The sequence below is a fragment of the Streptomyces sp. NRRL S-37 genome (assembly GCF_000721605.1).
Lineage (GTDB): Bacteria > Actinomycetota > Actinomycetes > Streptomycetales > Streptomycetaceae > Streptomyces.
Map to the genome: position 1 here is coordinate 171768 of NZ_JOIZ01000007.1, position 22660 is coordinate 194427.

The window sequence follows — 22660 nt, forward strand, 5'->3', positions numbered from 1 at the left end:
GAAGGCCGCCCGCCCCAGGACCCCCGTTTCAGACCCCAAGACTTACAACCCTGAGAGGGATTGACGCATAGTGCTCGACGTCAACTTCTTCGACGAGCTCCGGATCGGCCTGGCCACCGCTGACGACATCCGTCAGTGGAGCCACGGCGAGGTCAAGAAGCCCGAGACCATCAACTACCGCACCCTCAAGCCCGAGAAGGACGGACTCTTCTGCGAGAAGATCTTCGGTCCGACCCGGGACTGGGAGTGCTACTGCGGCAAGTACAAGCGCGTCCGCTTCAAGGGCATCATCTGTGAGCGCTGTGGCGTCGAGGTCACGCGCGCCAAGGTGCGCCGCGAGCGGATGGGCCACATCGAGCTGGCCGCGCCCGTCACGCACATCTGGTACTTCAAGGGCGTTCCGTCGCGCCTCGGGTACCTGCTCGACCTCGCCCCGAAGGACCTGGAGAAGGTCATCTACTTCGCGGCGTACATGATCACGTACGTCGACGAGGAGCGCCGCACCCGCGACCTGCCCTCGCTGGAGGCCCACGTCTCCGTCGAGCGCCAGCAGATCGAGAACCGCCGCGACGCCGACCTCGAGGCCCGCGCCAAGAAGCTCGAGACCGACCTGGCCGAGCTGGAGGCCGAGGGCGCCAAGGCCGACGTGCGCCGCAAGGTGCGCGAGGGCGCCGAGCGCGAGATGAAGCAGCTGCGCGACCGCGCGCAGCGCGAGATCGACCGCCTCGACGAGGTGTGGACCCGGTTCAAGAACCTCAAGGTCCAGGACCTCGAGGGCGACGAGCTGCTCTACCGCGAGCTGCGCGACCGCTTCGGCACGTACTTCGACGGCTCGATGGGTGCCGCGGCGCTGCAGAAGCGCCTGGAGTCCTTCGACCTTGAGGAGGAGGCCGAGCGTCTCCGCGAGATCATCCGCACCGGCAAGGGCCAGAAGAAGACCCGTGCGCTCAAGCGGCTGAAGGTCGTCTCCGCGTTCCTGCAGACGTCCAACAGCCCCAAGGGCATGGTGCTCGACTGCGTGCCGGTCATCCCGCCGGACCTGCGTCCGATGGTGCAGCTCGACGGTGGCCGCTTCGCGACCTCCGACCTGAACGACCTGTACCGCCGTGTCATCAACCGCAACAACCGCCTGAAGCGGCTTCTCGACCTCGGCGCGCCCGAGATCATCGTGAACAACGAGAAGCGCATGCTCCAGGAGGCCGTCGACGCGCTCTTCGACAACGGCCGCCGCGGCCGCCCGGTCACGGGCCCCGGCAACCGTCCGCTGAAGTCGCTGTCCGACATGCTCAAGGGCAAGCAGGGCCGCTTCCGTCAGAACCTGCTCGGCAAGCGAGTCGACTACTCGGCGCGTTCCGTGATCGTCGTCGGCCCGCAGCTCAAGCTGCACCAGTGCGGTCTGCCGAAGGCCATGGCGCTGGAGCTCTTCAAGCCGTTCGTGATGAAGCGCCTGGTCGACCTGAACCACGCGCAGAACATCAAGTCGGCCAAGCGCATGGTCGAGCGCGGCCGCACGGTCGTGTACGACGTGCTGGAAGAGGTCATCGCGGAGCACCCGGTCCTGCTGAACCGCGCTCCCACCCTGCACCGCCTCGGCATCCAGGCCTTCGAGCCGCAGCTGGTCGAGGGCAAGGCCATCCAGATCCACCCGCTCGTGTGCACCGCGTTCAACGCGGACTTCGACGGTGACCAGATGGCCGTGCACCTGCCGCTGTCCGCGGAGGCGCAGGCCGAGGCCCGCATCCTGATGCTGTCCTCGAACAACATCCTCAAGCCGGCCGACGGCCGCCCGGTGACGATGCCGACCCAGGACATGGTCCTCGGTCTGTTCTTCCTCACCACCGACGGCGAGATGCGCGACCTCAAGGGCGAGGGCCGTTCCTTCGCCTCGGTCGCGGAGGCGATCATGGCCTTCGACGCGGGCGAGCTGTCGCTCCAGTCGAGGATCGACATCCGCTTCCCGGTCGGCACCATCCCGCCGCGCGGCTGGACCCCGCCGGCGCGCGAGGAGGGCGAGCCCGAGTGGCAGCAGGGTGACAGCTTCCGGCTGAACACCACCCTGGGCCGCGCGCTCTTCAACGAGCTGCTGCCCGAGGACTACCCGTTCGTCGACTACGAGGTCGGCAAGAAGCAGCTCTCCGAGATCGTCAACGACCTCGCCGAGCGCTACCCGAAGGTCATCGTGGCGGCGACGCTCGACAACCTGAAGGCGTCCGGCTTCTTCTGGGCCACCCGTTCCGGCGTCACCGTCGCCATCTCCGACGTCGTCGTCCCCGAGGCGAAGAAGGAGATCGTCAAGGGCTACGAGGCGCAGGACGAGAAGGTCCAGAAGCAGTACGAGCGCGGTCTGATCACCAAGGACGAGCGCACGCAGGAGCTCATCAACATCTGGACCAAGGCGACCAACGAGGTCGCCGAGGCGATGAACGACAACTTCCCGAAGACCAACCCGATCTTCATGATGGTGAACTCGGGCGCACGAGGCAACATGATGCAGATGCGTCAGATCGCCGGTATGCGTGGTCTGGTGTCGAACGCGAAGAACGAGACGATCCCGCGTCCGATCAAGGCGTCGTTCCGTGAGGGCCTGTCCGTGCTGGAGTACTTCATCTCCACGCACGGTGCCCGTAAGGGTCTGGCGGACACCGCTCTGCGTACCGCCGACTCGGGTTACCTCACCCGTCGTCTGGTCGACGTCTCCCAGGACGTCATCATCCGCGAGGAGGACTGCGGCACCGACCGCGGTCTGCGTCTCAAGATCGCGAGCCGGGACGAGACGGGCGTGCTCCGCAAGGAGGGCGACGTCGAGACCTCCGTGTACGCGCGCTGCCTCGCCGAGGACATCGTGGTCGACGGACAGGTGCTGGCCCCGGCCGGCACCGACCTGGGCGACGTCCTCATCGAGGAGCTCGTCTCCCGCGGCGTCGAGGAGGTCAAGACCCGCTCGGTCCTGACCTGCGAGTCCGCCGTCGGCACCTGCGCGATGTGCTACGGCCGTTCGCTGGCCACCGGCAAGCTGGTCGACATCGGTGAGGCGGTCGGCATCATCGCCGCCCAGTCCATCGGTGAGCCCGGTACCCAGCTGACGATGCGTACCTTCCACACCGGTGGTGTGGCCGGTGACGACATCACCCAGGGTCTGCCCCGTGTCGTCGAGCTCTTCGAGGCCCGTACGCCGAAGGGTGTCGCCCCGATCTCCGAGGCCTCCGGCCGCGTGCGGATCGAGGAGACCGAGAAGACCAAGAAGATCGTCGTCACCCCGGACGACGGCAGCGACGAGACGGCGTTCCCGATCTCGAAGCGCGCCAAGGTCCTGGTCGGCGAGGGCGACCACGTCGAGGTGGGCCAGCAGCTCACCGTGGGTGCCACCAACCCGCACGACGTGCTGCGCATCCTGGGTCAGCGTGCCGTCCAGGTCCACCTGGTCGGCGAGGTCCAGAAGGTCTACAACTCGCAGGGTGTGTCGATCCACGACAAGCACATCGAGATCATCATCCGGCAGATGCTGCGCCGGGTGACGATCATCGAGTCGGGCGACGCGGAGCTGCTGCCCGGCGAGCTGGTCGAGCGCTCGAAGTTCGAGACCGAGAACCGTCGTGTGGTCCAGGAGGGTGGTCACCCGGCCTCCGGTCGTCCGCAGCTGATGGGTATCACCAAGGCCTCGCTGGCGACGGAGTCCTGGCTGTCGGCCGCCTCCTTCCAGGAGACGACCCGAGTCCTGACGGACGCGGCGATCAACGCCAAGTCCGACAGCCTCATCGGCCTCAAGGAGAACGTCATCATCGGTAAGCTCATCCCGGCCGGTACGGGTCTGTCCCGCTACCGCAACATCCGGGTCGAGCCGACCGAGGAGGCCAAGGCCGCGATGTACTCGGCCGTCGGCTACGACGACATCGACTACTCGCCGTTCGGCACGGGCTCCGGCCAGGCCGTTCCGCTGGAGGACTACGACTACGGTCCGTACAACCAGTAAGGCGTACGTCTGAAGCACTGAGGGGCGGTCACTCCGTACGGGGTGGCCGCCCCTCGGCGTCGTGTGCCGAAGCCGTGCCGGAACGGCCGCCCGGGCGCATCATGGAGGGACCCGGTATGACGGGGGAGGTGGCGCCCGGTGTCGTATTCGCCGTATCCGCAGGGGCAGCCCTGGCAGCAGGGGCACGGTGTGCCGCAGCCGTGGCCCGGGCAGCCGTGGGCCGGCTGGGCCGCCCCGCCGATGCTCGCCTCGCACGCCGACCGGGAGCGGGCCGTGGACGTCCTCAGAGCCGGGTACGGGGAGGGACGGCTGGAGAAGCCCGAGTTCGACCGGAGGGCCGCGCGGGCGTACGCCGCCCGTACGGTGGGGGAGCTGGCGCTGCTGGTGGCCGACCTGCCGCAGGGGCCCGTACCGCATGCGGTGCCCGCCGTGCCGGCGGTGTTCCGGCCGGTGCCCCGGGTGCGGGTGAACGGCAAGGCGGTCGCCTCCGCCGTCTGCGGCGGGCTCTGCCTGGTCACCTTCGGGCTCACCGGCATCCCGGCGGTGATCCTGGGGCACGCGGCGCGGGCCGAGATCGCGCGCACGGGGGAGGAGGGCGACGGACTGGCGCTGACCGGTCTGGCGCTCGGCTGGCTGGCGAACGGGGCGTGGGTGGTCCTGATGCTGCTGTCGTTCGCGCTCGCGCTGGCCTCCGGTTGACAAGCGAGGACCGGCGTGTTCCGCCCGGCGCGCGTGCCGGGCCCATTTGTTTTGACCGCAGCGAATGCGATAGGTACGCTCAGACCTTGTGCCTGGGGTGTGCCCTGGCCTTCGTGCGTGCCATCACACCGCACCGGGGGCCGCTGAACGGCCACCGCAATCCACACGTTCTTTCGCCTCGCGGCGGGAGTCCGCGGGATTCGACACACCCGACCGCGTGGGTCGGTGACGTTCCAGGTTAGCTTCACCATTCGGCACACAGAAACCGGAGAAGTAGTGCCTACGATCCAGCAGCTGGTCCGCAAGGGCCGGCAGGACAAGGTCGAGAAGAACAAGACGCCCGCACTCGAGGGTTCCCCTCAGCGTCGTGGCGTCTGCACGCGTGTGTTCACGACCACCCCGAAGAAGCCGAACTCGGCCCTGCGTAAGGTCGCGCGTGTGCGTCTGACCAGCGGCATCGAGGTCACGGCCTACATTCCGGGTGAGGGACACAACCTGCAGGAGCACTCCATCGTGCTCGTGCGCGGCGGCCGTGTGAAGGACCTGCCGGGTGTTCGCTACAAGATCATCCGCGGTTCCCTCGACACCCAGGGTGTCAAGAACCGCAAGCAGGCTCGCAGCCGTTACGGCGCCAAGAAGGAGAAGTAAGAATGCCTCGTAAGGGCCCCGCCCCGAAGCGCCCGGTCATCATCGACCCGGTCTACGGTTCTCCTCTGGTGACCTCCCTGATCAACAAGGTGCTGCTCAACGGCAAGCGCTCCACCGCCGAGCGCATCGTCTACGGCGCCATGGAGGGTCTGCGTGAGAAGACGGGCAACGACCCGATCATCACGCTGAAGCGCGCGCTGGAGAACATCAAGCCGACCCTCGAGGTCAAGTCCCGCCGTGTCGGTGGTGCGACGTACCAGGTCCCGATCGAGGTCAAGCCCGGTCGTGCCAACACGCTCGCGCTGCGCTGGCTGGTCGGTTACTCCCGCGCCCGTCGCGAGAAGACCATGACCGAGCGTCTGCTCAACGAGCTTCTCGACGCCTCCAACGGCCTGGGTGCCGCTGTGAAGAAGCGCGAGGACACGCACAAGATGGCCGAGTCCAACAAGGCCTTCGCGCACTACCGCTGGTAGTCGCTACCCACATCGAGACCGAGAGAAGACTGAAGCCTTATGGCTACCACTTCACTTGACCTGGCCAGGGTCCGCAACATCGGGATCATGGCCCACATCGACGCGGGCAAGACGACCACCACCGAGCGGATCCTGTTCTACACCGGTGTGTCGTACAAGATCGGTGAGGTCCACGACGGCGCCGCCACCATGGACTGGATGGAGCAGGAGCAGGAGCGTGGCATCACGATCACGTCCGCTGCCACCACCTGCCACTGGCCGCTCGAGGACAACGACTACACGATCAACATCATCGACACCCCCGGGCACGTCGACTTCACCGTCGAGGTGGAGCGATCCCTGCGTGTGCTCGACGGTGCCGTGACCGTGTTCGACGGTGTCGCCGGTGTCGAGCCGCAGTCCGAGACGGTGTGGCGTCAGGCCGACCGTTACGGCGTCCCGCGCATCTGCTTCGTCAACAAGCTGGACCGTACCGGCGCCGAGTTCCACCGCTGCGTGGACATGATCTCGGACCGCCTGGGCGCCCAGCCGCTCGTCATGCAGCTCCCGATCGGTGCCGAGGCCGACTTCCAGGGCGTCGTGGACCTGGTCCGCATGAAGGCGCTCGTGTGGTCCGCCGAGGCCGCCAAGGGCGAGATGTACGACATCGTCGACATCCCGGCCACGCACACCGAGGCCGCCGAGGAGTGGCGCGGCAAGCTGGTCGAGGCCGTCGCCGAGAACGACGAAGAGATCATGGAGCTGTACCTGGAGGGCCAGGAGCCCACCGAGGAGCAGCTGTACGCCGCGATCCGTCGCATCACCATCGCGTCCGGCAAGTCCAGCGACACCACGGTCACCCCGGTGTTCTGCGGTACCGCGTTCAAGAACAAGGGCGTCCAGCCCCTGCTCGACGCGGTCGTGCGCTACCTGCCGACCCCGCTCGACGTCGAGGCCATCGAGGGTCACGACCCGAAGGACGCCGAGGTCGTCGTCAAGCGCAAGCCGTCCGAGGACGAGCCGCTGGCCGCGCTCGCGTTCAAGATCATGAGCGACCCGCACCTCGGCAAGCTCACCTTCGTCCGGGTCTACTCGGGCCGCCTGGAGTCCGGCACCGCCGTGCTGAACTCCGTCAAGGGCAAGAAGGAGCGCATCGGCAAGATCTACCGCATGCACGCCAACAAGCGTGAGGAGATCGAGTCGGTGGGCGCCGGCGACATCGTCGCCGTCATGGGCCTGAAGCAGACCACCACCGGTGAGACGCTGTCCGACGACAAGAACCCGGTCATCCTGGAGTCCATGGACTTCCCGGCGCCGGTCATCCAGGTCGCCATCGAGCCCAAGTCGAAGGGCGACCAGGAGAAGCTGGGCGTCGCGATCCAGCGTCTGGCCGAGGAGGACCCGTCCTTCCAGGTCCACTCGGACGAGGAGACGGGCCAGACCATCATCGGTGGTATGGGCGAGCTGCACCTCGAGGTGCTGGTCGACCGTATGCGCCGTGAGTTCAAGGTCGAGGCCAACGTCGGCAAGCCCCAGGTCGCCTACCGCGAGACGATCCGCAAGGCCGTCGAGCGCGTGGACTACACCCACAAGAAGCAGACCGGTGGTACCGGTCAGTTCGCCAAGGTGCAGATCGCGATCGAGCCGATCGAGGGCGGCGACGCCTCGTACGAGTTCGTGAACAAGGTGACCGGTGGCCGCATCCCGAAGGAGTACATCCCTTCGGTGGACGCCGGTGCGCAGGAGGCCATGCAGTTCGGCATCCTGGCCGGCTACGAGATGACGGGCGTCCGCGTCACGCTCATCGACGGTGGCTACCACGAGGTCGACTCCTCCGAGCTCGCGTTCAAGATCGCCGGTTCGCAGGCCTTCAAGGAGGCCGCGCGCAAGGCTTCGCCCGTGCTCCTGGAGCCGATGATGGCCGTCGAGGTCACCACGCCCGAGGACTACATGGGTGAGGTCATCGGCGACATCAACTCCCGCCGTGGCCAGATCCAGGCCATGGAGGAGCGGGCCGGTGCCCGCGTCGTGAAGGGGCTCGTGCCCCTCTCGGAGATGTTCGGCTACGTCGGCGACCTGCGCAGCAAGACGTCCGGCCGTGCCAGCTACTCCATGCAGTTCGACTCCTACGCCGAGGTTCCGCGGAACGTCGCCGAGGAGATCATCGCGAAGGCCAAGGGCGAGTAACGGACTCCGTTTAACGGACCCCGTATCCACGCTTTAGGCTTGACCCCGGAGCCTGCAAGGGGCATTCCGCCGCCAACCCGGTGGAATGTCCCGGGCCCGGGTTTCCCAGCAAAGATCACCTGGCGCCGATGAAGTAAGGCGTACAGAACCACTCCACAGGAGGACCCCAGTGGCGAAGGCGAAGTTCGAGCGGACTAAGCCGCACGTCAACATCGGCACCATCGGTCACATCGACCACGGTAAGACGACCCTCACGGCCGCCATTACCAAGGTGCTGCACGACGCGTACCCGGACCTGAACGAGGCCTCGGCCTTCGACCAGATCGACAAGGCTCCCGAAGAGCGCCAGCGCGGTATCACCATCTCCATCGCGCACGTCGAGTACCAGACCGAGACGCGTCACTACGCCCACGTCGACTGCCCCGGTCACGCGGACTACATCAAGAACATGATCACGGGTGCGGCGCAGATGGACGGCGCCATCCTCGTGGTCGCCGCCACCGACGGCCCGATGCCGCAGACCAAGGAGCACGTGCTCCTGGCCCGCCAGGTCGGCGTTCCGTACATCGTCGTCGCCCTGAACAAGGCCGACATGGTGGACGACGAGGAGATCCTGGAGCTCGTCGAGCTCGAGGTGCGTGAGCTCCTCTCCGAGTACGAGTTCCCGGGCGACGACGTTCCGGTCGTCAAGGTCTCGGCGCTCAAGGCTCTCGAGGGCGACAAGGAGTGGGGCCAGTCGGTCCTGGACCTGATGGCCGCCGTCGACGAGGCGATCCCGCAGCCCGAGCGTGACGTCGACAAGCCGTTCCTGATGCCGATCGAGGACGTCTTCACGATCACCGGTCGTGGCACCGTCGTCACCGGTCGTATCGAGCGTGGTGTCCTCAAGGTCAACGAGACCGTCGACATCATCGGTATCAAGACCGAGAAGACCACCACCACGGTCACCGGCATCGAGATGTTCCGCAAGCTGCTCGACGAGGGCCAGGCCGGTGAGAACGTCGGTCTGCTGCTCCGCGGCATCAAGCGCGAGGACGTCGAGCGCGGCCAGGTCATCATCAAGCCCGGTTCGGTCACCCCGCACACCGAGTTCGAGGCCCAGGCCTACATCCTGTCGAAGGACGAGGGTGGCCGTCACACCCCCTTCTTCAACAACTACCGCCCGCAGTTCTACTTCCGTACGACGGACGTGACCGGCGTCGTGACCCTCCCCGAGGGCACCGAGATGGTCATGCCGGGTGACAACACCGAGATGAAGGTGGAGCTCATCCAGCCCGTCGCCATGGAGGAGGGCCTGAAGTTCGCCATCCGTGAGGGTGGCCGGACCGTGGGCGCCGGCCAGGTCACCAAGATCAACAAGTGAGCTTGCTGATCTGACCTGGTAGCTCCTGCCGCGAGCACCTGAGAGGGCCCGTACGACTTCGGTCGTACGGGCCCTTTCGCCTGCGCGGCGCTTCGGGGCGTCAACGCGGCGCCGGGCGGGTCGCTCGGTCGCGTGAACAATGCCGCATATGTGCCTGGCGTATGCCATTGCGCCCATAGGTTCGCCGCATGGTCAGCTCATCCCATGAGGCCCTGCACCGGATCTTCCAGCAGGAACCGGGCCTCTTCGCACGCGTCGCCAGGAACCTCGGCGTCGCCTTTCCCCCACCCGTGTCCGCCTCCGAACTCTCCACCGACCTCACGGAGACCCGGCCGCTGGAGCGGCGGGTGGACACGTTGCTGCGCATGGACACCGAGGACGGCAGTTTCGTCCTGGCCGTGGAGTCGCAGAGCCGGCCGAGCCCGCACAAGCCGGCCAGCTGGGCCTACTACTTGTCCCACGTGTACGCCAAGTACCGCGTCCCGCCGGTACTGCTCGTCGTGTGCCCGGACCGGAAGACGGCGGCCTGGGCGGCCCAGCCGTTCGACATCGGCCCACGCCAGTGGCCCTCGCTCACGCTGCGGCCACTGGTCCTGGGTCCCGACGACCTGCCGGTGATCGACAGTCCCGACGAAGCGGCTCGTGACATCCCGCTCACGATCCTGTCGGCGGCTCTTCACCGCTGCGAGCCGGAAGCCGATGCCATACTGAATGCGCTGGCAAAGGCACTGAAAGGCCTGTCGGCCGACGACGAGAACACCGCAGGCACCTTCATCGAACTCATGGAACAAGGCCTCGGCACGACGCAGGCCGCGGATCTCTGGAGGCATCTCATGGCCGTCGACCTCTCGTTCTTCCAGTCGCAGACCGCCCAGCAGCTCCGGGCGGAGGGCGAAGCGAGGGGCGAGGCAAGGGGCGAGGCGAGGGGCCAGGCGAAGGCCGTTCTGGTTCTGCTGGGTCACCGGGGTGTCGAGGTCAGCGAGGAGGACCGGCAGCGGATCATCGGCTGTGATGACCCTGACGTACTGGGCCTGTGGCTCACGAGGGCCCTCACCGCGACGTCGACGGCGGAGCTCTTCGCGTCGGCCGGTGAGACGGGGCTCGTGGACTGATGGACCTTTCCTGGTTCCAGTCGCAGACGGCTCAGCAGCTCCGGGCCGAGGGCGAGGCGAGGGGCGAGGCGAGGGGCCAGGCGAAGGCCGTTCTGGTTCTGCTGGGTCACCGGGGTGTCGAGGTCAGCGAAGAGGACCGGGAACGCATCGCAGGCTGCCGGGACCTCGACACACTGAACGTCTGGTTCCTCCGGGCCGTCACGGCGACGTCGGCCGCCGAACTCTTCGACGGCGAGGCGGACTGAGCCTGCTCAGTGCGGCAGCGCCATCCCGAAGGCATCGCCGTCGCTCCCCGCCGCGAAACCCAGGTCGGCCTCGGCCAGGGCCGCGGCCGACTCCAGGGTGCCGGGCCTGACCTTGAGGACCGTGACGGTTCCGGCCGTGTTGCCCAGAGCGCCGACCAGCGGTTCCACCCGGCCGTTGCCGTCGGTGTCCAGGGCGCCGACGGTCCAGCCGAAGTGGTCGCCCTCACCGGCCGTGCCGGGGACCCCGGCCGTCTCCTGGTCGATCCACAGGGCGCCCTTGGTCGTGATGCCACCGGTCGGGTTGCCGAAGAGGACCATCGAGGCCCCGGCGCCCTTCACCGAGCCGATCGCCTCGCTGCGCATACCGACCACCAGGTCGTCCACACCGTCGCGGTCGAAGTCGCCGGCGGCGAGGGATGAGGAGAAGAAGTCCTCCGCCTCGGGCGCACCGGAGATACCCGGTGAATCCTGGTCGAACAGCTTCACGCGGCTGTTGGCCGACAGCCCCTGCGGGCCGCCGTACAGGACCGCCAGCCGGCCGGCGGCGCCCTGGATCGCCCGACCTCGGACACCCTGAAGGCACCGGGCGGCACGACGACGGCCTCGGTCGCGTACGGTTACGACGACGCCTCCCGCCTGGTCGAGAAGACGACGACGGGCACGGCCGGCGCGGGCACCCAGTCCTACGGCTACGACCGGGCGGGCCGGCTGACCAGCTGGACGGCCGCCGACGGCACGGTCACCGACTACACCTGGGACGCGGCGGGCAACCGCACGTCCGCCGGTGACACGACGGCGACGTACGACGCGCGCAACCGCCTGCTGACGGCCGGGGACGTGACGTACACGTACGCGGCGCGCGGCAACCGCACCGGTAGTGGCGACGCGGGCGGCAGCCACACCTTCGCCTTCGACGCGTTGGGCCGGATGGTGTCGGCGGACGGCACGGCGTACGGGTACGACGCGCTGGGCCGCCTGGTGCGGCAGGGCGACGACACGCTCACGTACGCGGACCAGTCCAACAACCCGGTCGCCACGGCCGCCGGCCTGGTCTTCCGCGACCCGTCGGGCGAGGCCCTGTCCTCGGCCCGGGCGGACGGCACGAACGCGGCCGTGCTCCTGTCGGACGTGCACGGCGACGTCATCGGCGCCTTCACGGCGGCCATGGGCACGATGGCCGGCTCGACGGGCTACTCGCCCTTCGGCGAGGTCACGGCGGCCTCTGGCAGCACCGGCCCGCTGGGCTACCAGGGCGAGTACACCGACCCGGACACCGGCCAGGTCAACATGCACGCCCGCTGGTACGACCCGGCCACGGGCGGCTTCTCCGCCCGGGACTCCTGGACCCTGAACTCGGTCCCGTCGGTCCGGGCGAACCGGTACGGCTACGCGGGCGGCAGCCCGCTGGTCAACACGGACCCGAGCGGGCACTGCTTCTGGGACGCCTGCGTCATGGAAGTGACGGGGATCGTCATCGTCTCCGTTGCGGTGGGCGCCGCGACCAAGGTCGCGATCGACAACTGGGACAGCTCTTCCTGGGAGTGGGGCTGGGACTGGGGCGGCAGTTCGTCTTCCTCCGGTGGGTACAGCTCCGGCTGGGGCAACTCGCTGTCGCAGTCGGGGAAGTCGGCGGCCGCGGCCCTCGCCGCCTATGCCGCGTCGCTGGCGGCGTCGACCACGAAGACCGACACGTCGAGCGGCTGCCGCAGCGGCTGCGGGGGCGGCAGCGGCAATCCGGGCAAGGGCAAGGACCCGGGACGCGGTGGCAGTGATCCGTGGCAGCTTCCCCGCGTCCGCCCGGACAAGCCGTGAGGGCCCCCGCCTCCGCCGCCTCCGCCGCCGTGGCGTGAGTTCATCAAGGAGGCCCTCAGCAGGGCTGTGCCCCGTCCCACCTCGGACACGGACAGTGACTCCGGGCACCAGGAATACGTCGACGACATGTACCAGCGCGCCCAGAAGGATCTGAAGCTCACCCCGGAGCAGTTGCGCGGCTACTTCAAGTTCTTCCCCAACGGGGAGGACCAGCCGGCCCCTGGCCTCTCGCCCTCGCCACAGCCGGGAGCGCCCCCGGGCACAGGCAACAGGGGACCGGATCCGTGCTCGCGGCCGAAGGTCGAACGGTTCCACTATGAGCCTTTGACGGACGGCCGTTCGCAAGGGGCCATGGCGGTGCTCTGCCCCGGTGACCTGAAGAACGGCAAGAAGGACAAGCTGGACGGCGTTCCGGTGAAGGGTATGCCGTCCACTCAGGACAATGCGATCCGAAAGGGCGTGACGCATTTCCAGAAGACGCACATAATCGGCGACAAGTTCGGGGGCGACCCGGTTTCGGAGAACCTTTTCCCCGGGTACAGCCGTATGAATCTGAGCGGCATGAAGAGTTGTGAGAGCCGGATCAGGAAGCAGCTGGCGGCCGGCAACCCGGTCCTGTACTACGGCAAGCTGAGTCGTGTGAATCCGAGTGACGACCTGCCCAGTGGAATTCAGATGACGGCGTACACCGGTCAGGGGAAGTTGTTCGACAAATGGGTGGCGAACACCAGTGAATGGCAGGTCACCTGCTCGACGCCCAGGGCCCTGAGGTGACGGGCCGTCCGGCGGGCCGGCGGGGTGGGTCAGGAACCGGAGAGCCTGACGTCCCCGCTCAGGTCCGCCAGTTCCCAGGGCTCCAGGGTGTCGTCCATCAGTTCGGCGAGGAACTGGACCGCGCCTCCCTGGTAGTGCCACCAGTCGCCGCCGCGGGTGGCCACGGTGACCGTCCAGTCGTCCGGTTCCCCTGTGGTGATCCACAGGAACAGGTCTCCGCCGTCCGTGTCGGTCCACGGAAGCAGGCCGCCGGGGGCGGGATACGGTGGGATGCCGAGGGACATGTCGTTTTCCCACCAGTCCCGGACGATCTCGAGAGCCTCGAACATTCCGGCGTTTTCCGATTCGGTGCCCGGTTCCGTCAGGCCGACGTGAAGGTAACCGTCACCGAGGGTGAAGGAGGGATAGAGCTCGGAAAGAAGCTTGTAATCCGAGGGGAGTGCCGTTCCCAGGTCCGCTTCCATCAGCGACCAGTTGATGAGAGCCGGTTCAGGGCGCCGATACGCGGACAGATCCGGAACGGACTGTTCGAGCCTCCGGACGGCAGTTGCCGGATCGGTGATCCTCATACGTGGTGTCTGGGTGCCGATGAGGTCTTCCGTCATGCGGCCGAGTATGACAGGGCCTCCGTGGAGTGCTGCCGGCCGACCGGGCCGGCCGTCTCCGGAGTGTCGGAGTCGCACCGGTGCTCACCCGTGGCGGCGGGAACGGATGATCCGATCGGCACCCGGGCACCGGTACGGCGTATCACCGACCCGGACGAGGCGATCGCGGCACCGGAACACGCCGTGCCGGCACTGCTCCCGCACCGTCGGTCCGCGGCAGCGGCCCGTCACCTCGCCTTCCGCAACGGCGGCCGGTGGCACTACGAGGGCGGTGCCGTGCAGTTCCTCGCCGAGTAGTACTGCGGCGGTGGGCCGGAGCCCTGGGGACTCCCTCAGGCCGGCCGTGACGTCGGACTCCTGTGAGCTGAGAGGGCTCGGGAACGGAGGGAATGCGGAGAGAGCAAGGGGCGGGTGTGCCATGACGACGGATGTGGAGCACGTCGGTGAGCGGCGTGTCGAAGTGCGGCACGCGACGACGGCCGACGAGTGGCTGGAGGCATTGCGGGGGCACGGGAAGGTGTCGCCGGCGGCACGGTGGCGGCGGCGGTTCGTGATCGTGGTGGCGCTCGTCCTCGCGGCCATGTCGTTCCGCGTCATGCCGGAAGGCGGTTCCCTCAATCCGTTCGGACTGGGCGGTGCCGCGCTGGTGCTGTTGATCACGCTGGTCCTGGCACCCCGGGCGGCGGCTCGCGCCCAGCAGCGGATCCATGAGGCCCGAGGGGAGCGGGTGATTACCGTCGACGCGTCCGGAGTGTGCGTCGAGACCGCTCACACCCTCAGCAGGACCGGCTGGGCCGCCCTGTCGCGGTACGTCGAGACACGACGTCTGTTCGTGCTGGTCAGTGCCGACGAGCAGGTCGCGTGCCTGGTCTGTGTGCCCAAGCGGAGTACGGACGGTCAGGACCGGTCCGAGCCGCTGCGCGCCCTGCTGGACGCGCACCTGCCCGCGGCCGGGGAAGGCCGCCGCTGATGGCTGCCGACGCGGCCCGGGACGCCTCGGCTCCGGTGGTCGAGCTGGAGTTCCGGGCGACCGAGGCGGAGCTGACCGAGGCGCTGTGCGCGCGGTCGGGGCGGGCGGATCCCCGTGCCACCCGGCAGATCCCCCTCCTCCTCGGGTCGACTCTGCTCCTGGTCGCCGCCGTCACCCTGCCGGGGCCGCTGCATGTGCTCGCGTTCCTGGCGCCGGTGCCGTTCGGGGCGCTGCTGGGGTCCCTCTACGACGCGTTGCGGCTGCGTCGCAGGGTGTCCGCGCTGGACCGGTGGGCGCGGGCCCAGGAGCAGTACGCCGTGCGCGTGGACGACATCGGCATCCACAGCCGCACGGCCGTCTCCTCCAGCACGCTCCTGTGGGCGGCTTTCACACGGTGCCAGGAGACCGAAAACCTGTTCGTACTGTCGGTCGACGACACGGTGGCCGGCATGTGCGTGCTGCCCAAGCGCGGGGTGCGGTCGGCCGGTGGGGTCGAGCGGCTGAGGGAGCTCACCCACCGTCATGTGCGGAGGGCGGTCTCATCGGGCGCCGGCGGGTGGACGCCCCGAGCGCGAAGATACCAGGGCAGTCCATGTATGTATGGAATGGCTATGAGGCATGGACGAATTTTCTGGCGACGATGGGATATCAGTGAGTGTAATGGGCGACCCGCTCGACTGGCGTTTCGACGAGGTGCTGACAGCTCAGATCCAGAGGATGAACAGGGCGCAGCGCCATCAGGCAGCGTTTCTCGCGCTGCGTCGACTTCAGGCGCCTTTGCTGGAGATTGAGATGCCGGGGGACTGGGGAATCGAACCCGCTGTGATCGAATCCTTGGTCCATACCGGCGCCGAACGGCTGAATGGTGAGTTGGACGATGCGTTCCAACAGAGCATTGCTCAACTGATGCGGGCGCCGCTGTTCGAGTCCGAAATTGACCCAGAACTCGCAGAAAGCTTCCAGTTGGAGGCCATTGGTGGCTGGATCCTGTTGGGCCAAGCTCTGGGTGAGTTGAGTGAGGTCCAGACCGACAGGATCATCATCCTTGCCCGGGAACAGGCTGATTACCTCGATCAGTGCATTGAGGGCACTCTTATGGTGATCGAAGGTGAAGATCTTCGAGGGCGTTATCTGGAGAGCGTCGATGATCGTTTCCGCTCCTATGGTCTAGGGTATTTCGCCACCAGGAATCTCGAAGTCGAGAGTCAATGTCATGAAGTCATTCTGGCTGCTTCTGATGGCCCTGAAGTGTTCGCCAATCAGGCAGGGCGTGAACTGCTGAATGCGTGTGACACCTATAGTGCCGAGGTGTTGTCGGCCCTGCGCTCATTCCCGCGGGAGCAGCTTTCGTGACACCGACTGATGGGTGACGGAGAGTAGATATCGAGCGGCACCCGCAGGGCGCGAGGCCTTGCGGGGCATGGGAAGGTGTCGTTGCACTGAGCCGCCCGGTCCAGGCGGGACTTTGCCGCGTCCAGGTCGGCGAGGGAGTGGCGTACGACCGCGCCCTGCGCCTCGGTGGCCGGTACGTCACCGGCGTCCGTCGTCGCCGCGGTCAGTGTGCCGGATTCGACGCCGCGCACCCAGGCGTCCGCGAAGCCGGCGCCGAGCGCGGCGCGCAGGCGGCCCGCCGTCGCTCCGGCCTCCGCCTCGTTGGCCAGGCGCCGCTCCGCCTGCGCCCGGTCCAGGACGAGGTCGCGTTCCATGGCCGTGAGGAGGGCGGGCGGGCTCGGCCGAACCGCAGGTCCCGGCGAGGGCGAAGTCCGGCCGGCCCTCGACGAGCAGTGCGACTGGCTCCCGCTCGGACCAGGACGTGCAGGTGGTGACGCAGGCGTCCGGCACCGCGTCCGCCGGCCGGTCCACCAGGGCGCCCAGCAGCGGACCATGGGTGCCGCCCGGCCGGAAGCACGCTGTCGCGTGCGGGGGCGAACCGGGCCGCTTCCTGCTGCAGTTCGGTCACCGCCGGCAGCGCGATCCGGCTGCGTTCCGGCACCGGTTCGCCCGGTGCGGCGGCCCGCACTCCGTGCCGGCCACGCTCGGACAGTTCACCGCCCCGGGCGCGTTCGATCCGCTTGAGCCGCGGGCTCGGTGCGGGACGCGCCGGCCCGAGCACCGTCGTCGCCCTGATGGGACTGCCGACGTCGACGATCACCCGAGTGGTCTTCAGGCGCCGCGACTCCAGCTCTACGAGGGGATCTTACGACGTGAGAGGGACGGGGCAGGAGGTTGGTACGGATCTGGTGACCTGTCGGCCGTCGGCGTGGACATGGGCTGCGCACGGGTATTGACGCGCGGCTCGGCCGGACCTTAGCGTCCGCCCATCCCTAATGTTTCGGATTCGATTTCGAAACATTCGAGAACGACGATGGGAATGAGACTCCCCGCATGAGATCCATTCGTTTCGCCACCGTGGCCCTCGCCACCGCCGCCCTGGCCCTGCCGCTCATGGCGGGCTCGGCCGCCGCCGACCCGTCCGCCGGCGGGAAGGCCGCGCCGCACTCCCACGCCACGTCCGACCGGCTGCGCGAGGCCGCTCCCGAGGGCTTCGTCGTGGGCACCGCGGTGGCGGGCGGCGGCCACCACCTGGAGCAGGACTACCCGGACCCCTTCACGCACGACAAGGAGTACCGGAAGATCCTGGGGCGCCAGTTCAGCTCGGTCTCCCCCGAGAACCAGATGAAGTGGGACTACATCCACCCCGAGCGGGACCGCTACGACTTCGCGCAGGCCGACGCCATCGTCGCGTTCGCCAAGCGGAACCACCAGGTCGTACGCGGCCACACCCTGCTGTGGCACAGCCAGAACCCGGCGTGGCTGGAGGAGGGCGACTTCTCGAAGGAGGAGCTGCGCGCCATCCTGCGCGAGCACGTCACCACCGTCGTCGGCCGCTACGCCGGCAGGATCCAGCAGTGGGACGTCGCCAACGAGATCTTCGACGACCAGGGCAACCTGCGCACCCAGGACAACATCTGGATCCGCGAGCTGGGCCCGGGCATCGTCGCGGACGTCTTCCGGTGGGTCCACGAGATCGACCCGAAGGCGAAGCTGTTCTTCAACGACTACAACGTGGAGGGCGTCAACGCGAAGAGCGACGCCTACTACGCCCTCATCCAGGACCTGCTGGAGCAGGGCGTGCCCGTGCACGGCTTCTCCGTCCAGGGCCACCTGAGCACGCGGTACGGCTTCCCGGGCGACCTGGAGGACAACCTGCGCCGGTTCGACGCGCTCGGTCTGGAGACCGCCGTCACCGAGCTGGACGTCCGCATGGACGTCCCCGAGGGCGAGGTGCCCACCGAGGCGCAGGAGCGGCAGCAGGCCGACTACTACCAGCGGACCCTGGAGGCGTGCCTGGCCGTCGACGGCTGCAACTCGTTCACCATCTGGGGCTTCACCGACAAGTACTCGTGGGTTCCGGTGTTCTTCGAGGGCGAGGGCTTCGCGAACGTCATGACCGCCGACTTCGACCGCAAGCCCGCCTTCTACGCCCTGCGGGACACGCTGAAGGAGGCGGCCCGGAAGGACGACTGCAAGAAGCACCGCAAGCACCACAAGCACGGGAAGGGCTGAGAACGCCCGGCGGGGCCGCCCCGGCCGGGGCGGCCCCGCCGTCTCGCTCCGCGAGGGCTCAGGCCTTGCGGGCCACCGCCACGTACGCCCCGCTGTGGACGCCCTCCTGACCAGGGACCGGCTCACCGAGCTCCGGGTGCCACTCCTCGGCCGCCACGATGCCGGGGGCGACGACCTCCAGCCCCTCGAAGAAGCGGGCGAAACGGTCCCGGCTGCGCATGTCCATGGTGAGCCCGCCCGCCCGGTACAGGTCGGTCACCTTCTTCGACGCCTCCTCCGGGTGGAAGTCGGGCGTGAGGTGGGACATGACCAGGTAACTGCCCGGCGCCAGCGCCTCCTTGAGCCGTTCCACCAGCTCGTACGCCCCGTCCTCGTCGCCGATGAAGTGCAGCAGCGCGATCAGGGAGAGCGCGACCGGCCGCTCGAAGTCCACCGTCCCGCGGGCGCGTTCGACGATGGCGGCGGTGTCACGGGCGTCCGCCTGCACGTAGTCGACGGCCCCCTCGGGAGTGCCGCGCAGCAGCGCCTCGGCGTGGACCAGGACGATCGGGTCGTTGTCGCAGTACACGACCCGTGCGTCGGCGGCGATCCCCTGGGCCACCTGGTGCAGGTTCGGCTCGGTCGGGATACCGGTCCCGATGTCGAGGAACTGCCGCACGCCCTGGCCGGCCGTCCAACGGGTGGCACGGTGCATGAACGCTCGGTTCATCCGCGCCATGACCGGAATGGGCGGCGCGAACCCCACGAGCTGCCTGCCCAGCGCCTCGTCCACCGGGTAGTTGTCCTTGCCGCCGAGGAACCAGTCGTACATCCGCGCGGGATGCGGCTTGCTCGTGTCGATCGGCAGGGGAGCATGCGTGTCGGAGTTCTGCTGATCCACGTCGATTCCCCTTGTCCCACCCGGCAGTTGACCTTCTTCGACCGCGCCCGCCACGATAACCGCCCCCTGCCCGACGCGCCGCGCCGGGCACCCGTCGCCCTGCGGCCCCGGGACACCTGCCGAACTCCAGGACGGCACCGAACTCCCGCAGGGGCTCCTGGGTCCGGACCAGGACCCGACTCCGTACCGGTCTGAAGGGCTGTCACTGCTCGGACTGAGTGCTCATGAGGCGCACTTCTCCCGTTCGGTGGGTCTGCGCAGGGGCTGGTCAGGAATCCAGCGGTAGCGGTACCTGCTCCGCAGCCTGTCCCAGGTACGTGTACTCCGTGGCCCGCGCGATGCCGACGGCGTCCAGTCGCTGTCTGAACCGGACCCGGAAGTGGACGTTGTCCCCGAGGCCGGGGCGCATGCGGAGCAGGACCTCGGGGTCCTCGAAGTGGATGTCGTAGGAGGGGGCGCTCCCGGCCGTACCCGTCTTGACCTTGGCCCAGCCGCTCTCCCGCAGTTCCGTGATGCGGCCGGAGATCGTGATCTCCTGATCCCGGGACCGGGTGCGGCGGAGACGTTCGGCGTGGTGCCGGCCGCGTTCACCGAGGCGGGCCCTGAGGACGTGACCGTAGGTGTCGTACCAGGCCACGTCCAAGGACAGAGCGAACTCGTCCAGCGCGCGTGCCACGGCATCGACGGAGTCGAAGAGCTGCGGCCAGTCACGGACGTCCTCTTCGGACTCCAGGACGTGAAGGAGTCGGCAGAAGGTCAGCACACCGATACCGGCCGCGGAGAGACCGTCCACGATCGGTTCGTCCGTCGCGTGCGCCGTGGCGACGGGGCGTGCGTGGATCACGGTGCTGCCCGCCGAGAGGCCGGTGAGTTCCAGGCGGACCGGGGTGCCCGCAGCGGCGGACACGGCCTTCTCCACCGGATCGAGGAGGGCGTCTCCCCACTGGAAGCGCAACGCGCCGCGTTCCGTGTGCGGCCCGGTGAGCCGGAGCCGCAGCTCTTCGTCGAGACGTGCGTGGGGCTCGTACTCCCGTGCCGCGGCGAGCCGGTTCGCCCGGTGCTCGGCCTCGACTTCGTCGTCGTCCCGGTGTTCTGTTCCCATCTCCCACAGCCGCTGTCGTGCGGCGGCTGCGGCGGTCGGGTTGTTCCTGAGGAGTTCGCGTCTGCGTTCGCGCCAGCTGTCGCCGGTCGTCACAGTCGCACCTCCAGATATCCACGCGCCGGGGCGGCACTGGCCTCGGACGGGGAGCGGTCCGCCTGATCAGGTAGTCGACAGCGCTGCCACCAGTCGTCCCACACCCCTCTTTCCATGAAGTATGTCTGTGCCTCGGGGGACATATGCCCAGGCCGGAAGACGTGGCTGACCGGTAAGTAGCCGACCCGGACCGGCGAGACCTCGAAGTGCCGCTGGATGCTGTCCCTTTTGAACGCCGCGGTCAGCCACTTGGAGCCTGGTCTACCGCGTATCGCACGCTCGGCCCGGACGTCGATCAACAGGGTCGCGTCGATGTTGCGGGGGTCGAGCTTCGCGCTGACGAAACTGCCGCCGAGCCACAGCCTGTGGATGAGCGGAAGGCCGTCGAGGACGCTCGCGTACGCGTCCTCCAGGGCGAGGAACCCTTCGACGTAGCTGTGCAGTTTGGTCCACAGCCTGGTCCGGGTTTTGGAATCCTCGAACTCCGGTGCTTTGACCAGCAGGGATTCCGCTTCTTCGGCAGAGACCGAGTAGCGGCCGAGGGGGAGGAAGTCCGTGGCGGTGAAGGAAGGCAGCACATAGGTCCTGAAGGCGGTGGGTGAGGAAGGGGCCGCATTCGAGGTTAGAGGCGGTGGGGGTCTGTTGTACGGCAGTTGGGGCAGTGGGTTTCGGTTTCGGGGGCGCGGAAGGCGTGGTCGCAGCCGTCGCAGTTGCGGAGGCCGTGGCGTACGGGCACGGGGTCGGCCGGGGGCCGGTACGGGGGCAGGGGTGGGAGCCCGTCGGTGAGGCGGTGGGCGAGGAGGGCCGCGGGGCGGTGGAGGGGTTCGTCGGGGAGGTTGTCGGTGAGGGCGTGGCGTAGGGCGGTGGGGGTGACCTCGCGTTCGAGCCAGGCGATGACTCCGGGGGCCAGGTGTTCGGTGTCCGTCGCGGAGAGCAGGAGGCGGGGGTCGTGGCGGCGGAGGGTGGTGAGGAGGTCGGTGGCCTGCTGGAGGAGGGCCGGGGCGGCGTAGCCGGGCTGGGGGACGGTGGGGAGGGCCTTGCGGGGGCGGGGCTGGGGGGTGCGTTCCCGCGTCGGCCGGGGTGGCGGGGCGGGGCAGTCGGTGGTCGCCGGCTCGCGCCGCTGGTGCGGCTGGTTGCAGGAGGTGGTGCGGGTGATGATGCGGCCGGTGGGAGTGCGGACGCGTTCGCGGCGCAGGTAGCCGTGGGTCTCCAGTTCGCGCAGGGCGTCGGCGATGCGTTTGGTGCCTTCTTTGAAGCGGGCGGCGAGGCTCTTGATGTCGACGGGGGTGCCGGTGGGCAGCGACTGGATGTGGCAGGCGAGGCCGATGGCGACCAGGGACAGCTCGGGGTGCTGGGTGAGGTGGTTGCCGATCACCACGAAGCGGGTGGTGTGGCTGAGCGTAGAGGTGTCGGGGGGCCGGAAATCCAGCTGAGCCGGTGATGTTCACCCGCCCGAGTGACGACACGCCTCGGGCGGGAAAGGGTGGGGTTTGGTGGGGTGCTTTCCCCCGGGTTCTTCCCTTGGGAAGGCGCCGACGGCACCGGAGCCTCAGAACTCGGGTTCCGGTGCCGTAAGCCGTAGTTCGGCCCAGACGGTCTTGCGCGGGAAGCGGTCCTCGGTCACGCCCCAGCGGTCGGCGAGCGCTTCCACGAGCCGCAGGCCGCGGCCCGACTCCGCGTCGGGGGAGGGCGGTCGGAGCTCGGGCAGGCGTTCGCCGCGCGTGTCCGTGATCTCGATGCGGAGCGTGCCGTCGACCACGTAGAGCACGAGGCGGAAGTCCCGGCCCGGAACGCGGCCGTGAGTGACGGCGTTGACGGCCAGTTCGGCCACGACCTGGCGTGCGGTCTCGGAGTCGTATCCCCAGTCGCGGAGTTGGGCGTCCGCGAGGAGGCGGGCGAGGCGGGCGCTGCGCGGGGTGGCGGACAGCAGCACGCTGAAGTGGGGGAAGGGACTGGGCGGTTGAGCCGTGATGCCGGCGGTTTCCTGATGCACGGCATTCAGAGTGATGGCTCGCACCCGTCGCCATGCGTGATTGTGGAGGCGCGTACCGTCACTGTCGGTGATGTGGCCGATGCTGTCGGCGTTGTCGGCTCGACTGTGTGAGAGCGCGGTCCCTGCGCTTCTGCGCCTGCCCACGATCACATGCGGACCGGTGGAGCGGAGAGATCGCTCGCGCTTCG

23 protein-coding genes and 2 pseudogenes are annotated in these 22660 nt (G+C 68.3%); 15 read left to right on the plus strand and 10 right to left on the minus strand.

Annotated features, from left to right (window positions below):
* Positions 1-70: 70 nt before the first annotated feature.
* The 8 genes from IH50_RS0113635 (at position 71) to IH50_RS0113670 (ending at position 10676) form a co-directional block, all read left to right on the plus strand.
* Positions 71-3970 (plus strand): DNA-directed RNA polymerase subunit beta', encoded by a 3900-nt coding sequence (locus tag IH50_RS0113635; RefSeq protein ID WP_030860901.1) that lies wholly within the window; start codon positions 71-73, stop codon positions 3968-3970.
* 138 nt (positions 3971-4108) lie between these two features.
* Positions 4109-4669 carry a DUF1707 and DUF4190 domain-containing protein gene (locus IH50_RS0113640; RefSeq protein ID WP_030860903.1) on the plus strand — a complete coding sequence of 187 codons (561 nt, stop codon included), beginning with the start codon at positions 4109-4111 and terminating at the stop codon, positions 4667-4669.
* Between the two features lie 276 nt (positions 4670-4945).
* A complete protein-coding gene (gene rpsL / locus IH50_RS0113645; RefSeq protein ID WP_003948652.1) occupies positions 4946-5317 on the plus strand; it encodes a 30S ribosomal protein S12 in 372 nt (123 codons plus the stop codon).
* A 2-nt stretch (positions 5318-5319) separates the two neighbouring features.
* Entirely contained in the window at positions 5320-5790 is a 471-nt protein-coding gene (gene rpsG / locus IH50_RS0113650) for a 30S ribosomal protein S7 (RefSeq protein ID WP_003992340.1), read from the plus strand.
* 39 nt (positions 5791-5829) lie between these two features.
* Positions 5830-7956 (plus strand): elongation factor G, encoded by a 2127-nt coding sequence (gene fusA / locus IH50_RS0113655; protein WP_030860905.1) that lies wholly within the window; start codon positions 5830-5832, stop codon positions 7954-7956.
* Positions 7957-8125: 169 nt separating this feature from the next.
* Positions 8126-9319, plus strand: a complete 1194-nt coding sequence (gene tuf, locus IH50_RS0113660) for an elongation factor Tu (RefSeq protein ID WP_030860906.1) — start codon at positions 8126-8128, stop codon at positions 9317-9319.
* Positions 9320-9507: 188 nt separating this feature from the next.
* Positions 9508-10431: a hypothetical protein gene (locus tag IH50_RS0113665; protein ID WP_030860908.1), complete on the plus strand. Its 924-nt coding sequence runs from the start codon at positions 9508-9510 to the stop codon at positions 10429-10431.
* A complete protein-coding gene (locus tag IH50_RS0113670; protein ID WP_030860910.1) occupies positions 10431-10676 on the plus strand; it encodes a hypothetical protein in 246 nt (81 codons plus the stop codon). The genes IH50_RS0113665 and IH50_RS0113670 overlap by 1 nt, the downstream gene beginning before the upstream one ends.
* Before the next feature lie 6 nt (positions 10677-10682).
* Here the strand turns inward: IH50_RS0113670 and IH50_RS41610 are convergent, their stop codons facing one another.
* Entirely contained in the window at positions 10683-11162 is a 480-nt protein-coding gene (locus IH50_RS41610; RefSeq protein WP_030860912.1) for an FG-GAP repeat protein, read from the minus strand.
* Between the two features lie 351 nt (positions 11163-11513).
* On the opposite strand from IH50_RS41610, the gene IH50_RS0113680 reads away from it, so the two are divergent.
* Both IH50_RS0113680 and IH50_RS0113685 read left to right on the plus strand, forming a co-directional pair.
* Positions 11514-12488 carry an RHS repeat-associated core domain-containing protein gene (locus IH50_RS0113680; RefSeq protein WP_030860914.1) on the plus strand — a complete coding sequence of 325 codons (975 nt, stop codon included), beginning with the start codon at positions 11514-11516 and terminating at the stop codon, positions 12486-12488.
* A 126-nt stretch (positions 12489-12614) separates the two neighbouring features.
* Positions 12615-13262, plus strand: coding sequence for a DNA/RNA non-specific endonuclease (locus IH50_RS0113685; protein WP_158801206.1), 648 nt, complete (start codon positions 12615-12617; stop codon positions 13260-13262).
* A 29-nt stretch (positions 13263-13291) separates the two neighbouring features.
* Here the strand turns inward: IH50_RS0113685 and IH50_RS42510 are convergent, their stop codons facing one another.
* Positions 13292-13591: a hypothetical protein gene (locus IH50_RS42510; RefSeq protein ID WP_234328150.1), complete on the minus strand. Its 300-nt coding sequence runs from the start codon at positions 13589-13591 to the stop codon at positions 13292-13294.
* Between the two features lie 366 nt (positions 13592-13957).
* Here IH50_RS42510 and IH50_RS0113695 point away from each other — a divergent pair, with 366 nt between their 5' ends.
* Both IH50_RS0113695 and IH50_RS40915 read left to right on the plus strand, forming a co-directional pair.
* Entirely contained in the window at positions 13958-14164 is a 207-nt protein-coding gene (locus IH50_RS0113695) for a hypothetical protein (protein WP_030860921.1), read from the plus strand.
* Positions 14165-14285: 121 nt separating this feature from the next.
* Positions 14286-14837, plus strand: a complete 552-nt coding sequence (locus IH50_RS40915) for a YcxB family protein (RefSeq protein ID WP_030860923.1) — start codon at positions 14286-14288, stop codon at positions 14835-14837.
* Positions 14838-15081: 244 nt separating this feature from the next.
* Here the strand turns inward: IH50_RS40915 and IH50_RS42515 are convergent, their stop codons facing one another.
* Positions 15082-15228, minus strand: coding sequence for a hypothetical protein (locus IH50_RS42515; RefSeq protein WP_234328151.1), 147 nt, complete (start codon positions 15226-15228; stop codon positions 15082-15084).
* Between IH50_RS42515 and IH50_RS43525 the strand changes: the two are divergent.
* A pseudogene (locus IH50_RS43525) lies at positions 15212-15289 on the plus strand (hypothetical protein); the annotation flags it as partial. The gene IH50_RS42515 and the pseudogene IH50_RS43525 overlap by 17 nt on opposite strands.
* A gap of 166 nt (positions 15290-15455) precedes the next feature.
* On the plus strand, positions 15456-16190 hold the full coding sequence (locus IH50_RS0113710; protein WP_234328152.1) for a hypothetical protein: 735 nt from the start codon (positions 15456-15458) through the stop codon (positions 16188-16190).
* Here the strand turns inward: IH50_RS0113710 and IH50_RS43530 are convergent.
* Both IH50_RS43530 and IH50_RS42520 read right to left on the minus strand, forming a co-directional pair.
* Positions 16133-16543: a hypothetical protein gene (locus tag IH50_RS43530; RefSeq protein ID WP_420709055.1), complete on the minus strand. Its 411-nt coding sequence runs from the start codon at positions 16541-16543 to the stop codon at positions 16133-16135. The two genes, IH50_RS0113710 and IH50_RS43530, sit on opposite strands and share 58 nt — an antisense overlap.
* Positions 16539-17019, minus strand: a pseudogene (locus IH50_RS42520) (LysR family transcriptional regulator); the annotation flags it as partial. The pseudogene IH50_RS42520 and the gene IH50_RS43530, both read right to left, overlap by 5 nt.
* A 203-nt stretch (positions 17020-17222) precedes the next feature.
* On the opposite strand from IH50_RS42520, the gene IH50_RS0113715 reads away from it, so the two are divergent.
* Entirely contained in the window at positions 17223-18404 is a 1182-nt protein-coding gene (locus IH50_RS0113715) for an endo-1,4-beta-xylanase (protein WP_030860930.1), read from the plus strand.
* A gap of 58 nt (positions 18405-18462) precedes the next feature.
* On the opposite strand, the gene IH50_RS0113720 is transcribed toward IH50_RS0113715, so the two are convergent.
* The 5 genes from IH50_RS0113720 to IH50_RS0113740 form a co-directional block, all read right to left on the minus strand.
* The gene (locus tag IH50_RS0113720; protein WP_030860932.1) at positions 18463-19284 is read right to left on the minus strand and encodes an SAM-dependent methyltransferase; all 822 of its coding nucleotides are present in this window, start codon (positions 19282-19284) and stop codon (positions 18463-18465) included.
* 268 nt (positions 19285-19552) lie between these two features.
* The gene (locus IH50_RS41620; protein ID WP_051767293.1) at positions 19553-20479 is read right to left on the minus strand and encodes a hypothetical protein; all 927 of its coding nucleotides are present in this window, start codon (positions 20477-20479) and stop codon (positions 19553-19555) included.
* Positions 20476-21057: a DUF6932 family protein gene (locus IH50_RS0113730; protein WP_030860936.1), complete on the minus strand. Its 582-nt coding sequence runs from the start codon at positions 21055-21057 to the stop codon at positions 20476-20478. Before IH50_RS0113730 ends, IH50_RS41620 begins: the two co-directional genes overlap by 4 nt.
* A gap of 44 nt (positions 21058-21101) precedes the next feature.
* Entirely contained in the window at positions 21102-21908 is an 807-nt protein-coding gene (locus tag IH50_RS0113735; RefSeq protein WP_063759482.1) for a hypothetical protein, read from the minus strand.
* Positions 21909-22028: 120 nt separating this feature from the next.
* Positions 22029-22481, minus strand: coding sequence for an ATP-binding protein (locus IH50_RS0113740; protein ID WP_420709058.1), 453 nt, complete (start codon positions 22479-22481; stop codon positions 22029-22031).
* Positions 22482-22660 lie beyond the last annotated feature (179 nt).